The organism is Gordonia aichiensis NBRC 108223 (assembly GCF_000332975.1).
Taxonomy (GTDB): domain Bacteria; phylum Actinomycetota; class Actinomycetes; order Mycobacteriales; family Mycobacteriaceae; genus Gordonia; species Gordonia aichiensis.
In genome coordinates this window covers 276,432-290,737 of the sequence record NZ_BANR01000005.1, presented here as the reverse complement: position 1 = coordinate 290,737, position 14,306 = coordinate 276,432, and the positions used below count along the sequence as shown (strand labels likewise).

Sequence of the window (14,306 nt, the reverse complement as noted above, 5' to 3'; positions counted from 1 at the left end):
GGTGAGGCTACCCTAATGGCGTGGCCATTCCGACGATCACCCCATATCCGATACCCGACGGACCGTTCCCTCAGCGCGTCGACTGGGAGCTGGAACCCTCCCGCGCCGCGCTGCTGATACACGACATGCAGAACTACTTCATCGACGCCTACGACACGCAGGCCGACCCGATGGCGACCGCACTGCCGAACATGGTCGCGATCCGCGCGGCGGCCACGGAGGCGGGTCTTCCCGTCGTCTACACGGCACAGCCGGGCGATCAACACCCGTCTCGGCGCGGAATCCTGGCCGATTTCTGGGGTCGCGGTCTCGATGCGGGTCGTGACGAGCACATCATCCCGGCCCTGGCGCCACGCCGCGGCGATATCACCGTCACCAAGTGGCGGTACTCCGGCTTTCAGCGCACCGACCTGAGACACCTGTTGGCACGGTACGGGCGCGACCAACTCATCGTGATCGGCGTGTATGCCCACATGGGCTGCATGATCAGCGCCACGGAGGCCTTCATGATGGACGTCGAGCCCTTCTTCGTCGCCGATGCCGTCGCCGATTTCACGCGCGACGAGCACCAGATGGCCTGTGAGTACGTCGGCAAACGAGCTGGCCGAATTCTCGCCACCCGCAACGTGATCGACGCATTGGGCTCAGGTGGGGTGTCGGCGGAGAACGCCGCCGACAGGTCAGCTCACAGTCATGCCTGACGCCTCGCCGCTGACCGGGGCGCGCGCGGTGGTCGCGGGCGCAGCGGGAGGTATCGGCGGCGCCGTGGTCACCACGCTGCGCGCGCACGGGGCACACGTCGACGCATGGGATGTCGTCCCAGACCACACGACTCGCGCCGTCGACGTCACCGACCGCGGGGCGGTCCGCGCCGCGTGGAAGGCGTCGAATGCGGACGGGCCCGTGGACATCGTCGTATCCGCCGTCGGTGTGATGTCCGACGACTGGGACACCTGCATGGCAGTGAACGCGGGCGGGGTACGCAACCTGCTCGACGCCGCGCTCGATGACCTCACCGAGCGTCAAGCCGGCTCCGTGGTGGTCATCTCGAGCAACGCCGGGGCGACTCCGCGATCAGGGCTGGCCGCATACGCGGCCTCCAAGGCTGCGGCCACGTCGTACGCGCGCAGTCAGGGGTTGCGCGTCGCGCCGCACGGGGTTCGCGTCAACATCGTCTCCCCCGGATCCACCGACACGCCGATGCTGCGGGGCATGTGGTCGGGCGCAGACGATCGCGACCGCGTCCTGACCGGCGAGCCCGACGCCTTTCGTCTGGGAATTCCGCTGGGCCGCATCGCGACTCCCGACGACATCGCGACCACCATTGTGTTCCTGGCGTCCGACGCCGCACGCCACATCACCATGCACGACCTGCGCGTCGACGGAGGTGCAACGTTGGACATGTGATGTGCGATATACACCTCTGTGAACCAGACAAAACCGTCAACGACGATAGGATTGAAGTGACACATACGCGCCGCACGACGCGGGCACTCGTAGTTCTGCTCACCGCAGGCCTGATCGGATTCCTGGCAGCATGTTCCTCCTCAGACGACGACAACGCATCGTCGTCCTCGTCGGAGAATTTCACCCCGGTGAGCATCGACCACGAGTACGGCAGTACCAAGATCGACACGAAGCCCACCAAGGTGGTCACGTTGATCACGGACTGGACCGACACACTCGCTGCTCTGAACGTCCCCATCACGGCAGAGTTCGTCCCCCAGGGCAACAAGGCGTTCGAGTGGACACCCAAGCACGACAGCGAGGTTGTGGAGGTCGCCGATCCCTCACAGGTCAGCGTCGGCGAGCTCGCCAAGTACGAGCCGGATCTGATCCTCGCCGGCTACGTCGGGGACAAGGCCCGTTACGACAAGCTGGCCGAGATCGCGCCGACCATTCCTGTGCTGACCAAGGGCGCAACGGTCGACACCTGGGAGAAGATCACCACAACCGCCGGACAGATCTTCGGCAAGCAACAGGAGGCTGCGCAGCTCGTCGACACGACGAACAAGAAGATCTCCGACTTCAAGTCGAAGTATCCCGCGGCTGCAGGCAAGACATTCACCTTCGCGCAGGTCGGCCCTACCGGCCAGGTCGGTGCGATCAACACCACCGAGGACGCTGCCGCGGGGCTGATCGCGCAGCTCGGTTTCACCTTGAACCCCAAGGTCGCCGCGCAACACAAAGAGGGTTCGACTCGTTCGCTGATCTCCGCCGAGCGTATCGATCTGCTCGACTCCGATCTGCTCGTCGTCTACACACCCGGTGGCGATCCTGCTGTCGCAGAACGCGTTCCGGGATGGTCATCGCTGCCCGCAGTCAAGAAGGGCACCGTGATCTTCCTCGATGACAAGACGCAACCCGCCTTCAGCGTGCCCAGCGCACCGTCGGTCGGATTCGTGATCGACAAGCTCAGCCCGCTGGCTGCCAAGTTCTGACCCGAACCCAGACAGCACACACACGAAAAGCGCTCGGCCGGATTGCCCGGCCGAGCGCTTTTCTGTTGTGTCGACCCTTCTGTTGTGTCGACCTTGTATGTTTCGTGTAAACGTCGTCAGTCGGTCGGCCAGCGCAGGCTTTCCGACCAGCTCAAAGCGGTGGTCTCCGCGTAGACGCCGACACCGTGACCGGCCTGGTAGGTGCGGAGGTCCACGTTCACCTGGTTCGCCTTGGCGCGATCGACCCACTGCTGGGTCAGCGGAGCGAACGCGACCGGGTCGAGCGTGCCCTGCTGCACCAGGATCGGCGCCGGATAGCCTTTCTCCGGAACCGAGGTCACCGACCGGAGCGCGGGGATCAGCGGACCCTCGTTGAACGGCCTGGCCACCAGTTGTCCGACGGTCATCCCCTTCGTTGCGCGACCCTGATTCGGGTAACACAACGTCTGCGCATCCTTGACGACCTTCCGTCCCTGCGGGGTCAGATACGAGTCGACGTCGACGTCGGGACGCGCGACCTTGAGGCCTGCGAGCACGTAGGAGAAGTAGGTGACGTAGTCGGGCACCTCGACCGGCGGGATGCCGGGCCGGATCGCGGAGAAGTAGTCGGCGATGTCGACCGGCGGGGAGGTGGCCGCCACGCCGACATTGGTGAGTTCCGGAGCGTACGACGGTGCCAGATGACCCGCCCACAACGCTGCGTGTCCGCCCTGCGAGCCGCCTGAGGAGACGAACCCCCGCGAGACCTGCGCGTCGGCGAATCGCGGCGTCACCGTGCGTGCGGCGCGTACGGAATCGATCACGTTCTTACCCGCGACGTCCCCGTCGAGGTAGGCGTGCACACCGGGGCCTCCGATGCCTGCGTACTCGGTTGCCGCGATGACGTAACCCTTCTTCAGCCATGGGCCGAGCCACTCGTCGTAGCGACCCTGATGGCCCATGCGGTCGGTCACGGTGCAGTCATCGCCGAGCCCTGCGGTGCCGTGTCCGTAGGCCAGTACGCGGTAGCCGCCCGCCGGAGCCTGTGCCGACGGGATCATGATGGTCGCGCGCACCGGAACCAGAGTGCCGTCGCTTTGTGGTGAAAGATAAGTCACCGCAACCACTTTGCCCGCTCCGGCGACCTTGGCGTCCGGCCTGTCGGTGATGTCCTCGGCACTGAGCACGGTGCCGGCTGTGGCCGGCGCTCCCGCAGCAGGCGCAGAGGTGAGCGCGGGTACCACCCCGACGACCACCGCCACGAGCATGGATACGACCGATCCGAGAATCATGGCGAAACGACGCCGCCCGACCCTGGCCAGAGAACTCATGAGACCGCCTTCCTTGCAGACAGGACGCCTGACATTAGGCGACCCTAAGCAACCTAGCAGGTCGGAGAGAACACGAGGTCGGAGACCCGACCGTCAACGGCGATCGAACGCCGCAAGAATCTCCTGCGCGCCCAGCGCGGGAGTCAACTCCCCCGATCCGACCCGGGCTTCGACATCGGAGCGCAGTTCCGCGACTTCGGGGCTCGAGGCCAGCCGACTGAGCATCTCGTCGCGCACCATGGTCCAGGTCCAGTCGACCTGCTGTCGACTTCGTCGCGCGTCGAACTCCCCCGCCTCGACGAGCGCGGAATGATGGCGCTGCACGGTAGCCCAGAAGTCGTCGACCCCGGTGTTCTCGAGTGCGCTCATGGTCAGGACGGGCGGCACCCACAGTGCGTCATGTGGATAGATCAGCTTGAGCGCGTTCTTCAGCTCGCGCGCAGCACCTTTGGCCTCCGTGAGATGTGATCCGTCTGCCTTGTTCACGACGATGACGTCGGCGAGCTCGAGCACCCCTTTCTTGATCCCCTGGAGCGAATCGCCGGTCCGGGCCAAGGTGAGGAACGTGAACGTGTCGACCATGTTGGCGACCGTCACCTCAGACTGACCGACTCCGACCGTCTCGACGAGCACGACGTCGAACCCGGCAGCCTCGACGAGCACGATGCTCTCGCGTGTCGCCTTCGCGACGCCGCCGAGCGTTCCCGAGGTCGGAGACGGGCGGATGTAGGCGTCAGGGTGAACGGCCAGGGTGCCCATTCGGGTCTTGTCGCCGAGAATCGATCCTCCGGTGCGTGTCGACGACGGATCAACGGCCAGGACCGCCACTCGGTGTCCCTGCTCGATGAGGTGCATGCCGAGTGCCTCGATCGTCGTCGATTTGCCCACTCCCGGAACACCGGTGATGCCGACGCGGAACGACTTGCCCGCGTGCGGGGTCAGCGCCAGCAGCAACTCCTGCGCTGCCGCACGATGATCCGGCCTGGTCGACTCGACCAGGGTGATGGCTCTGGCGAGGTCGGCCCGACGGTCACCGAGCACACCGTCGGTCAGCGCCGCGACATCAACCCGACGTTCCACACCCATCAGCGGGTACGGGAGTCGGTCCGCTCGCCACCACTCCCGGCACCGGCAGCTGCTTCAGGCAACTCGAGTCCGAGATTCGCTGCGAGCTTCGAGATCAACTCGACCGCGGAATCGGCTATCACGCTTCCGGGCGGGAAGATCGCGGCAGCACCCGCCTGGTAGAGCTCGTCGAAGTCACCGGGCGGGATCACACCGCCGACGACGATCATGATGTCTTCACGGCCGACGTCGGCGAGCGCCTTCCGCAGTGCCGGTACCAGCGTGAGGTGCCCGGCCGCGAGCGATGACACCCCGACCACATGCACGTCGTTGTCGGCCGCTTGCGCGGCAACCTCCTCCGGCGTGGCGAACAGCGGGCCCACGTCAACGTCGAACCCGAGATCGGCGAACGCGGTGGCGATCACCTTCTGACCTCGATCGTGACCGTCCTGACCCATTTTCGCGACGAGCACGCGAGGGCGTCGACCTTCCGCCTCGGCAAAACGTCGGACGATGTCGGTCGCCGCGTCGATGTTGCTCACCTCGCCTGCCTCATGCCGGTACACCCCGCTGATGGTTTTGATCTGCGCCTGGTGGCGACCATAGACCTTTTCCAGCGCGGCCGAGATCTCTCCGACGGTTGCCTGATGGCGTGCCGCCTCGATCGCGAGCGCCATGAGGTTGTTGTCGAGACCGCCCGAGTTGTCTGTTGCCCCGGCTGCGCGGGTCAGGTCGGCCAGGGCCGCGTCTACGGCAGCCTGATCGCGTTGTGCACGTAGCCTTTCGAGCTTGTCGAACTGCTCGGCGCGCACCTTGGAGTTCTCGACTTTGAGGACCTCGATCTCCTCGTCGTCCTCGACGCGGTATTTGTTGACACCCACGAGCGGTTGCTGACCGGAGTCGATGCGCGCCTGCGTCCGTGCGGCTGCCTCCTCGATGCGCAGCTTGGGCAACCCCTCGTTGATGGCCTGTGTCATGCCACCGGTCTCCTCGACCTCGGCGATGTGCCTGCGGGCCTTCTCGGCCAGCTGGGCGGTCAGCCATTCGACGTAGTTCGAGCCCGCCCAGGGATCGATGGGACGCGTCGTGCCGGACTCCTGCTGGAGGAGCAGCTGCGTGTTGCGGGCGATGCGCGCCGAGAAGTCGGTCGGCAGGGCGATGGCCTCGTCGAGAGCGTTGGTGTGCAACGACTGCGTGTGACCCTGTGTCGCGGCCATCGCCTCGACGCACGTCCGCGCCACATTGTTGAACACGTCCTGGGCGGTCAGCGACCATCCGGAGGTCTGCGAATGTGTGCGCAGCGACAGCGATTTCGGGTTCTTCGGCTCGAACTGGGCGACGAGTTCGCTCCACAGCAGTCGCGCGGCACGCAGCTTGGCGACCTCCATGAAGAAGTTCATGCCGATGCCCCAGAAGAACGACAGACGCGGTGCGAACTTGTCGATGTCGAGTCCGGCCTCGATGCCTGCGCGGATGTACTCGACGCCGTCGGCGAGCGTGTAGGCCAGCTCGAGATCGGCGGTCGCCCCGGCCTCCTGGATGTGGTAGCCCGAGATCGATATCGAGTTGAACTTCGGCATCTTCGCGCTGGTGTAGGAGAAGATATCGGAGATGATCCGCATCGACGGCTTCGGCGGATAGATGTAGGTGTTGCGGACCATGAACTCTTTGAGAATGTCGTTCTGGATGGTCCCCGCCAGCTTCTCGGGCGGTACGCCCTGTTCTTCTGCGGCAACGACATACAGCGCCAGAATGGGCAGCACGGCGCCGTTCATCGTCATCGACACCGAGACCGAACCCAGGTCGATGCCGTCGAAGAGCTGACGCATGTCGAGGATCGAGTCGATCGCAACGCCTGCCATACCGACATCTCCCGCGACTCGCGGGTGATCGGAGTCGTAGCCGCGGTGGGTCGCGAGGTCGAAGGCGACCGACAAACCCTTCTGGCCCGCCGCGAGGTTACGACGATAGAAGGCGTTGGACTCCGCCGCCGTCGAGAATCCCGCGTACTGGCGAATCGTCCACGGCTGGTTGACGTACATCGTCGGGTAGGGACCGCGGATGAAGGGGGCGGCGCCGGGGATCGAGTCCAGCGGATAGGGGTGCTCGCCCTCGCGGGTGACGGCGTCGCGATCGGCCCGGGTGTAGATCGGCTTGACGTCGATCTGTTCCGGTGTGCTCCAGACGACCTGTTCGGTCGAGTAGCCGTTCGCCGATGCCAGCGAGTCGATCGCCTGTGCCGCATCGGAAGTCTCGGGAACCGAGGAGAAGTCTCCCGCCCCGTCGAGTTCGATCCCGGCGAAACTACCGATGGTTCCTGTCTGCTGTGTGTCGGTCATGCCGAGGCTCCCGTGGTTCCCGACCCTGCCCGGGTCGATGTGGTCAGCGTGTCGAAGAGATCTCGCAGGGTGGCGACGGCGTCGATACCCACACGCAGCGAGCCGTCGGGTATCGCAGTTCCGTCGGACTCGGTTGTCGGCCACTCCTTCTCGGGTCCGGCGAGCAGCACCCGGTCGAGTCCGGCCGAGCGCGCCGCGGCCAGCGCCTCGGGGCCGGCTTCGGCGTAGCGCTGCTTGGTGCCGCAGATGACCGCGACCGGGGTGTCGGCCGCACTCGCCAGATCGGCGATGTCGTCGGGGGTCACCGGGCCGGGGTTGATCACCGCAATACCGCCCGCGGCAAGGAGATTCGCGACGAAGGTCGTGCGTCCGTTGTGTTCGGCGACGCTACCGAGTGGCAGCAGCAGAACCGTGGGGCGACGTCCGGTGTCGGCCAGTACGGCGTCGGATCGATCGCGCAACTCCTCGAAGGCGCGCCCCACCCGCGCCAGTCGGGGACTGCCGGTGACGAGGTCGGTGGTGTCGGCCGCGTCGGTTCCCAGTGGCTTCTCGTCGAGATTGGGGAACTCGCTGACGCCGGTCACGGGCTTGCGCCGGTGTGCCACCTCGACGTCGCGTCGCGCCAGCGATTCGCCGACACGATCTGCCACCCAGCCCGACTCGAGAGCTGCCCGGTAACCGCCTGCGGCCTCGATGTCGGTGAACACTGCCCACGCGTTCGAGGCAAGGTCGTCGGTCAGGCTCTCGACGAACCACGAACCACCCGCCGGGTCGAGGACGCGCCCGATGTTGGATTCCTCGAGAAGCAACAGTTGGGTGTTGCGGGCGATGCGTCGGGTGAACGTCGAGCTCGAGGTACGTGTCGCCTCCGGCAGTGCGGCATCGTAGGGCAGCACAGTGACCTGATCGGCACCGCCGACACCTGCCCCGAATGCCGCGACCGTGCTGCGCAGCATGTTGACCCAGGGGTCGCGCTGCGAATACATCGACAGTGCGGTCACCGCATGGGTGAGCGCACCACCGGCCTCCGGCGAGCCGACCACCGCGGACACTCGCGCCCAGATCTTGCGTAGCGCACGTAGTTTCGCAATCGACGCGAATTGGTCGTCGTCGACCGACACTCCGAACGAGATCTGTGTCAGGGCGTTGGCCGCGGACAGTCCGGCATCGGTGAGGTCGCGCAGATGCGTGACAGCCGCGCCGACGATGAGTGCGATCTCGAGCCCGTTGTCGGCTCCCGCGGTGGCGAAGTCGGTGCCGTCGACACGGAAAGTGCGCACCGACGGGTCGTGGCGCGCCGCCGCCAGTGCGGTCGCCCGGGCCGTGTCGACGGTGGGGCGCCCGCTGAACGCCGCCGTCAGCGGCGACAAGCCGAGCGAATGTGTGGTGCTCACGGAGGGTGTGGTGCCCACCGGCGGCTCAGGGGCTGTCGCACGCAGTGCAGTGAAAGCCTCGGCGGCCTCGATTCCGTCGGCTCCCGCGTCGAGGGTCACCGGTGCCAGGTCGAGGTAGACACCGTCGAGCACGGTGGCGAGGTCGCCCGTGGAGACAGTCCCGCCGACAGCGATCCACAGGCCGCTGGTGCCGTTGTTCATCGCCTCAAGGATGTCGGTGTTCGCCGTCGCGGCGTCGATCGTCGGGTCATCGCCGAACCGCTCGGTGACGCGCCAACCGGTGGTCACATCACGTCCGGGATCGGCACCGCGGACGTAGGGAAACGAGCCGGGCAGGCCGGGCTCGGCGGTCTCATCCTTGCGCGTGTAGAGCGGACGCACGGTGAGACCGTCGGCGGTCGTCGTCGACAGGAGCGCTTCGGGAGTATCGGGGAGGTCGTCGACGTCGACACGTCGCGACTTCGCGAGCACTGCAGCCGCCGACTGCGACCAGGTGCGGTATCGGTCGTCGAGATCGGCGGGTTCGGACTGCACAGGGTGATCATTCATGTGGTCTGGCTAACCTCCGTGATGCTCCTGTCGGATGCGTAACCGAACCTTAGCCGATCGCTCGCTCGGTCGGACACCCGCTCCCGCGCACGCCTGGCCACATCCATCCAACACGACTGCGGGGACGAGTACAGTGGCCCGGTGCCTGCCGAGACCGCGTCCACGTCGCCCCTGCGTGACGTCGACGACGTGGAACGCGGACGAGACGACGGGGATCGCGGACGGGACGTCCGGGATCGGGCGGCACGACGCCGGGTGATCCGTAACGCGGTGATCGCGTTCGGAGCGGTGTGCGCGCTGCTTGTCGTGTCGTATCTGGTACCGATGCCGACGGTCGCGAGCGTGCGCACGTGGGGCGACGGCATCGGCGCGGGGTTCGTCTGGGTCTTCTTCGTCGCGTACGCACTCGTCACCGTGTTCCCCATCCCGCGAACCGTGTTCACCGTGACTGCGGGCGTGCTGTTCGGACCGGTGGTCGGTCTCGTGGGCGCGCTGATCGCGACCGCAGTGGCCGCGACCCTCGGGTTTCTCCTCGCGCGTCGAGCCGGTCGCGAGCGCGTCGCACCGTTCTTGCGTCGACCGGTCGTGATGACGATCGACAACCGATTGGCCGCACGCGGGTGGCTGGCAATCGGCTCACTGCGGCTGATCCCGGTCTGTCCGTTCTGGCTGTTGAACTGGTGCGCCGGGCTCTCGTCTGTGCGTCTGCTCCCCTATCTGATCGCGTCTATCGCCGCATCCGCGCCGGGCACCGTTGCCGTGGTCCTCCTCGGCAACGCTCTGACAGGCCAGCGCAACCCCCTGCTCATGCTGGTGAGCGCGACGTTTTTCGCGATCGGCGTCATCGGACTCATCGTCGACGTCCGACTGCCGGTGCGCACGACCACCGATCGTCCGCCCACCATCGGCTGAGCGACGGTCACCCGTCGTGCGGGACCCCGTCGGCCGGCGGTGCCGTGCTGTCGGTGTCCAATCCGGCTGCCGAAGCCGCGTCGGTCGGCGGATCCTGCTGAGAGTAGGTCAGCGCCGACCGCGCGGGACGTGAAGTCACCTCGGGTGCGACGGGCTTGCGTGCCACAGCCTCGGCCTCGGCGACGGCCTGCGCGACCTTCGGGTCGGACGCGAGTGAGAACCAGTCCTCGGTCTCGGCGTCGTCGACGGCGGGTGCGGCCTCGTCGTGGTTGGGCTCGTACCGGAACACACCGTCGTCACCCTGATTCGCGAACGACTTGGCGAAACCCTGCAGTGCCGATCCGAAATCGGTGGGCAGCACCCAGACCTTGCTGGCTTCTCCCTTCGCCATCTCCGGGATCTGCTGTAGGTACTGGTAGGCGAGAACCTCGGGCGTCGGCTTGCTGGACTTGACCGCCGCGAAGGTCTTCTCGATCGCCTTCGCCTCGCCCTGTGCCTGGAGATACACGGCGGCGCGATCGCCCTGCGCGCGCAGGATGCGACTCTGTCGATCGGCCTCGGCCGCGAGAATGGCTGCCTGCTTCGCTCCCTCGGCGGCGAGGATCTGGCTCTGCTTGTTGCCCTCTGCCGTCTTGATCGCCGATTCGCGCTGGCCCTCGGCCGCGAGGATCGTTGCGCGCTTCTCGCGGTCGGCCTTCATCTGCTTCTCCATCGACTCCTGAATCGATGGGGGCGGCATGATCGACTTGAGTTCGACGCGGGCCACCCGCAGCCCCCACCGACCGGTCGCCTCATCGAGCACCCCGCGTAGCTGACCGTTGATCGAGTCACGCGACGTCAACGTCTCCTCCAAGGTCATGCCTCCGACGACGTTGCGCAAGGTGGTGATGGTGAGCTGTTCGACACCGGCGATGTAGTCGTCGATCTCGTAGGCCGCCGACCGTGGGTTGGTCACCTGGAAGTACACCACCGTGTCGATCGAGAGCGTGAGGTTGTCTTCGGTGATCACCGGCTGCGGGGGAAACGACACCACTCGCTCGCGAATATCGACGCGGGCACGGATGCGGTCGATGAACGGCAACAGCAGCGTCAGCTGCCCGGAGACGGTCCGCGTGTAGCGTCCGAGCCGCTCGATCACCGCTGCCTCGGCCTGCGGGATCAGTGCCACCGATTTCGCCAGCACCACCACGACGAGCAGCACCAGCAGGATCACCACGGCCAAGCCAACGTACTCCATTGCCATTCATCCCTTCCAGACGACGGCGGTCGCGCCGTCGATCTGCACGATCGTCACGTGCTCTCCCGGCTCGATGGTCTCTTCGGGATCCATCGACCGTGCCGACCAGATCTCACCGCCGATCTTGACCCGTCCATCACGGCCGTCGACCAGCTCGGTCACCACCGCTTGTTTGCCTTCCAAGGCCTCGGTGTTCGTCAGCACGCGCGGACGACTCAGCATGTGACGCTTGGCGACAGGACGAACCAGGACGACGAGCAGGACCGACACGACCGCGAAGACCACACCGTCGACCCAGATGGGCGGGTCGAACGCGACGTCGACCCCAGCCGTGGCGAGCGCACCACCTCCGAGCATGAGAAGGACGAGATCGCCACTGAAGATCTCTCCGATCAGCAGCACGATCGCGGCGGCAAGCCAGATCAGTGCGCTCATATACCCATTGTGCCAGAACGAATCCGACAAAACGGGCGTCAGCGTGGTCCGATTGCGTCGTCAGTTGTCTCCGGGGGTCAGCGTGACGAAGTCGATCAATTCCTCCACCGATCGCAACAGCGGGACCTCGAGGTCGCGAAAGTCCTTGACTCCCGCGAGAACTCGGCGCCAGCCGTCCTGCGGTGTGCCCCATCGCAACCGCGCGCAGATTCCGGTTTTCCAGTCCTCACCGCGCGGAACATCCGGCCACGCAGCAATCCGCACCGACGAGGGCTTCACCGCTTGCCAGACATCGATGTAGGGATGCCCGCACACGAGAACATTCTCGCCCACCTCGGCGGTCAACCTCTCTTCTTTCGACCCGGCGACGAGATGGTCGACGAGGACCCCGACACGACGATGCGGCGCGGGACCGAACTGCGCCAACGCCGAGTCCAGATTGTCGAGACCATCGAGACTTTCGACGACAACGCCCTCCGCGCGCAGGTCGGCACCCCATACCCGTTCGAGGAGCGTGGCATCGTGTACGCCCTCCACGAAGATGCGGCTCGCCCGTGCCTGCCGTGCACGCTGGTGTGGCACGACGCGTGAACCCGAGGCTGTCCGTGTCGCCGCCTGCGGCCCCCGGGTGCGTGGACGGACCAGGGTGACCGGCTTGCCGTCGATCAGAAAAGCGGCAGGCATCATCAGGAACACCCTCGATTGTCCGTGACGGTCCTCCAGCCGGACCAGATCACCGGAGTAACTCTTCTCGAGTCCGATCACGGCGCCGCAGAAGCCCGTCGCAGCGTCCTCGACCACCAGGTCTCGTTCAGCCGCCACCTCGGGCGCACGGGGCTTGGCCCGCCGCGGGGTCGCGAGTACGTCTCGTCCGTATCGGTCGTCGCTCACCAGCGATACGGTAGGTCGCCGTGTAGTCGGAGTCGCCTCGCCACGCCGGTCGACCGGGACACGATGGCGCGCAGCGTGTCGTCGTGGCTCTCGGTATCGTGGTTCCTCGTGACCAGTACCGACCACACCGTGACACGCGCGTGGCCCGCGTGTGCCCTTGGCGGCTGGTCGGCGGCCTGGCACGCCGGCCGATGCTCCCCGGACGACGTCGCCGACACACTCGCAACGTTCGCCGATCGCCACATCATCGACGACCTCACCGACCAGTCACGCGCCGATGGCGACGGCGTCCTGGGAATTCTCGCGATCCTGCGCGGCGTGACCGCGATGTCGGTGCGCCTGCCGTCCGCGGGCGATCCGCACGGACTGCCTCCCGGGCGTGTCACGTCGGCCGCCTTCGCTGCGGGCGAAGCTCTTCTGGTCGACGACGGAAACAGCCTCGGCCCGCTGGCTCTCGTTCCCGCACTCGACGGCGACGTGTGCCGGTGGACTGTCGACCGGTACGCCGATCCGCTCCCGGCAGACCCCTCGGCGCCGGTCGGCGAGATCGAATACCAACTGCGGCAGTCGGTGTCGGAGGCGGCCTCCCTGGCAACGCGGGTCGGGTCACGCGCGGGCAACCCACCGGCCGACCTACGCGGATCGGTGCGAGCGCTCACGCTGCGCAATCAGGTCGACCTCCCGCCCCACGACGACACCCGCGCGAGCAGAGTCATCGACACGGCCGCGCAGATCGAGGCGATAGTCACCGTCGCCGGCGCCGGCGACGTCACCTTTGGCGCCACGTCGAGCGAATTGCACTCCGGCGACGGCGAATTGCGCAGACTCGTCACACTCGCGCGCGCCGCGCGAGGTGCCGCGGTCAACCGGGTGATCTCCGAGTTTCTGCCGACGATCCCCTGAGCCACGTCGGAGGTGCAGCGCTCGGGGCCGATAAGGCTGGAGTTTGTTCAGCGTCGACGCGCCTCGATGAGATGGCGCGTCGAGTGCGCGATGAACGGCCCCCCGTCCTTGATCTGGTCATGCAGGGCACGCAAGCGATCGCGATAGCCGTCGACTGTGAAGCCGGGGACCCACCACACGAGCTTGCGGAGCAAGTAGACCACCGCCGCGACGTCGTGGATCTCGATCCGCAACCGCGCGGTGCGGAGGTCGACGATCTCCAGACCCGCCGCCTCTGCAGCCCGCACCTCGTCCTCGGGATCCCGATCCCGACGCGTCTCGGGTTGTGGCCCCAGGAAGAACTCGATCAGTTCGAACGCGCTTGCCGGTCCGACGTGCTGGGCGAGGTACGTGCCACCGGGAACGAGTACTCGCGCGATCTCGTCCCACCAGACGGACGCGGGGTGTCGACTGGTCACCAGATCGAATGCCTTGTCGCCGAACGGAAACGGCGGCTCGTCGGGTGCTGCGACGACCACACCCCTCTCGGGTGCAGCAGGCGCGTGGCGTGCGCGACGTTGGGTGGCCAGGATTCGGTTGCCACGGCGGTCGCGGGGTGACGGACGGCTTCTGCGAGTACTTCTCCGCCGCCGGTCTGGAGATCGAGCGAAGCATCGGCCCCGGCAAGTCGATCAGACATCGTGCGGGCATATCCCCACGGCGGGCGTTCCTCGGTGGCCCGACCGTCGAGCCAGGAGAAATCCCATCCCGAGACATCGGCCCGTGCACCGGCATCGATCAAGGCATCGAACGACGCGGTGCCGCACTCGTCTGGCATGTCGACGCGGCCG

The 14,306-nt window shown here is 66.5% G+C and carries 12 protein-coding genes and 1 pseudogene; 5 read left to right on the top strand and 8 right to left on the bottom strand.

The window, feature by feature from the left end:
• Positions 1-20 precede the first annotated feature (20 nt).
• The 3 genes from GOACH_RS08605 to GOACH_RS08595 are packed head-to-tail and all read left to right on the top strand — an operon-like array spanning position 21 to position 2,441.
• A complete protein-coding gene (locus tag GOACH_RS08605) occupies positions 21-701 on the top strand; it encodes an isochorismatase family protein (protein WP_005173493.1) in 681 nt (226 codons plus the stop codon).
• The gene (locus GOACH_RS08600) at positions 694-1,407 is read left to right on the top strand and encodes an SDR family oxidoreductase (RefSeq protein ID WP_005173490.1); all 714 of its coding nucleotides are present in this window, start codon (positions 694-696) and stop codon (positions 1,405-1,407) included. The genes GOACH_RS08605 and GOACH_RS08600 overlap by 8 nt, the downstream gene beginning before the upstream one ends.
• Complete coding sequence (locus GOACH_RS08595; protein WP_005173482.1) at positions 1,407-2,441, top strand: ABC transporter substrate-binding protein; 1,035 nt, start codon at positions 1,407-1,409, stop codon at positions 2,439-2,441. Before GOACH_RS08600 ends, GOACH_RS08595 begins: the two co-directional genes overlap by 1 nt.
• 116 nt (positions 2,442-2,557) lie before the next feature.
• On the opposite strand, the gene GOACH_RS08590 is transcribed toward GOACH_RS08595, so the two are convergent.
• The 4 genes from GOACH_RS08590 to GOACH_RS08575 all read right to left on the bottom strand — a co-directional run bounded on the left by GOACH_RS08590 (position 2,558) and on the right by GOACH_RS08575 (position 9,098).
• Positions 2,558-3,751, bottom strand: coding sequence for a lipase family protein (locus GOACH_RS08590; RefSeq protein WP_005173480.1), 1,194 nt, complete (start codon positions 3,749-3,751; stop codon positions 2,558-2,560).
• 93 nt (positions 3,752-3,844) lie between these two features.
• Complete coding sequence (gene meaB / locus GOACH_RS08585) at positions 3,845-4,837, bottom strand: methylmalonyl Co-A mutase-associated GTPase MeaB (protein ID WP_005173476.1); 993 nt, start codon at positions 4,835-4,837, stop codon at positions 3,845-3,847.
• Positions 4,837-7,155, bottom strand: coding sequence for a methylmalonyl-CoA mutase (scpA, locus tag GOACH_RS08580; RefSeq protein WP_005173473.1), 2,319 nt, complete (start codon positions 7,153-7,155; stop codon positions 4,837-4,839). The genes meaB and scpA overlap by 1 nt, the downstream gene beginning before the upstream one ends.
• Entirely contained in the window at positions 7,152-9,098 is a 1,947-nt protein-coding gene (locus GOACH_RS08575) for a methylmalonyl-CoA mutase family protein (protein ID WP_005173471.1), read from the bottom strand. Before GOACH_RS08575 ends, scpA begins: the two co-directional genes overlap by 4 nt.
• Positions 9,099-9,239: 141 nt before the next feature.
• Between GOACH_RS08575 and GOACH_RS08570 the strand changes: the two genes are divergently transcribed.
• On the top strand, positions 9,240-10,010 hold the full coding sequence (locus GOACH_RS08570; protein ID WP_005173469.1) for a TVP38/TMEM64 family protein: 771 nt from the start codon (positions 9,240-9,242) through the stop codon (positions 10,008-10,010).
• Positions 10,011-10,017: 7 nt separating this feature from the next.
• On the opposite strand, the gene GOACH_RS08565 is transcribed toward GOACH_RS08570, so the two are convergent.
• From GOACH_RS08565 to GOACH_RS08555, 3 genes are read right to left on the bottom strand one after another with little or no spacing between them, the layout of a single operon-like run.
• Complete coding sequence (locus GOACH_RS08565; RefSeq protein WP_005173467.1) at positions 10,018-11,253, bottom strand: SPFH domain-containing protein; 1,236 nt, start codon at positions 11,251-11,253, stop codon at positions 10,018-10,020.
• Complete coding sequence (locus tag GOACH_RS08560; protein WP_005173462.1) at positions 11,254-11,682, bottom strand: NfeD family protein; 429 nt, start codon at positions 11,680-11,682, stop codon at positions 11,254-11,256.
• A 60-nt stretch (positions 11,683-11,742) separates the two neighbouring features.
• The gene (locus GOACH_RS08555; protein WP_040518052.1) at positions 11,743-12,573 is read right to left on the bottom strand and encodes a DUF3097 domain-containing protein; all 831 of its coding nucleotides are present in this window, start codon (positions 12,571-12,573) and stop codon (positions 11,743-11,745) included.
• Positions 12,574-12,681: 108 nt separating this feature from the next.
• Between GOACH_RS08555 and GOACH_RS08550 the strand changes: the two genes are divergently transcribed.
• On the top strand, positions 12,682-13,476 hold the full coding sequence (locus GOACH_RS08550; RefSeq protein WP_040518136.1) for an Rv1486c family protein: 795 nt from the start codon (positions 12,682-12,684) through the stop codon (positions 13,474-13,476).
• Positions 13,477-13,523: 47 nt separating this feature from the next.
• Here GOACH_RS08550 and GOACH_RS08545 read toward each other — a convergent pair.
• Positions 13,524-14,293, bottom strand: a pseudogene (locus GOACH_RS08545) (class I SAM-dependent methyltransferase).
• Between the last annotated feature and the right edge of the window lie 13 nt (positions 14,294-14,306).

Excerpts from the sequence above, each read along its gene's own strand:
- GOACH_RS08600 (WP_005173490.1), top strand. The coding sequence starts at position 694 with ATGCCTGACGCCTCGCCGCTGACCGGGGCGCGCGCGGTGGTCGCGGGC.
- GOACH_RS08595 (WP_005173482.1), top strand. The coding sequence starts at position 1,407 with ATGTGCGATATACACCTCTGTGAACCAGACAAAACCGTCAACGACGAT.
- GOACH_RS08590 (WP_005173480.1), bottom strand. The coding sequence starts at position 3,751 with ATGAGTTCTCTGGCCAGGGTCGGGCGGCGTCGTTTCGCCATGATTCTC.
- meaB (WP_005173476.1), bottom strand. The coding sequence starts at position 4,837 with ATGGGTGTGGAACGTCGGGTTGATGTCGCGGCGCTGACCGACGGTGTG.
- scpA (WP_005173473.1), bottom strand. The coding sequence starts at position 7,155 with ATGACCGACACACAGCAGACAGGAACCATCGGTAGTTTCGCCGGGATC.
- GOACH_RS08575 (WP_005173471.1), bottom strand. The coding sequence starts at position 9,098 with ATGAATGATCACCCTGTGCAGTCCGAACCCGCCGATCTCGACGACCGA.
- GOACH_RS08565 (WP_005173467.1), bottom strand. The coding sequence starts at position 11,253 with ATGGCAATGGAGTACGTTGGCTTGGCCGTGGTGATCCTGCTGGTGCTG.
- GOACH_RS08560 (WP_005173462.1), bottom strand. The coding sequence starts at position 11,682 with ATGAGCGCACTGATCTGGCTTGCCGCCGCGATCGTGCTGCTGATCGGA.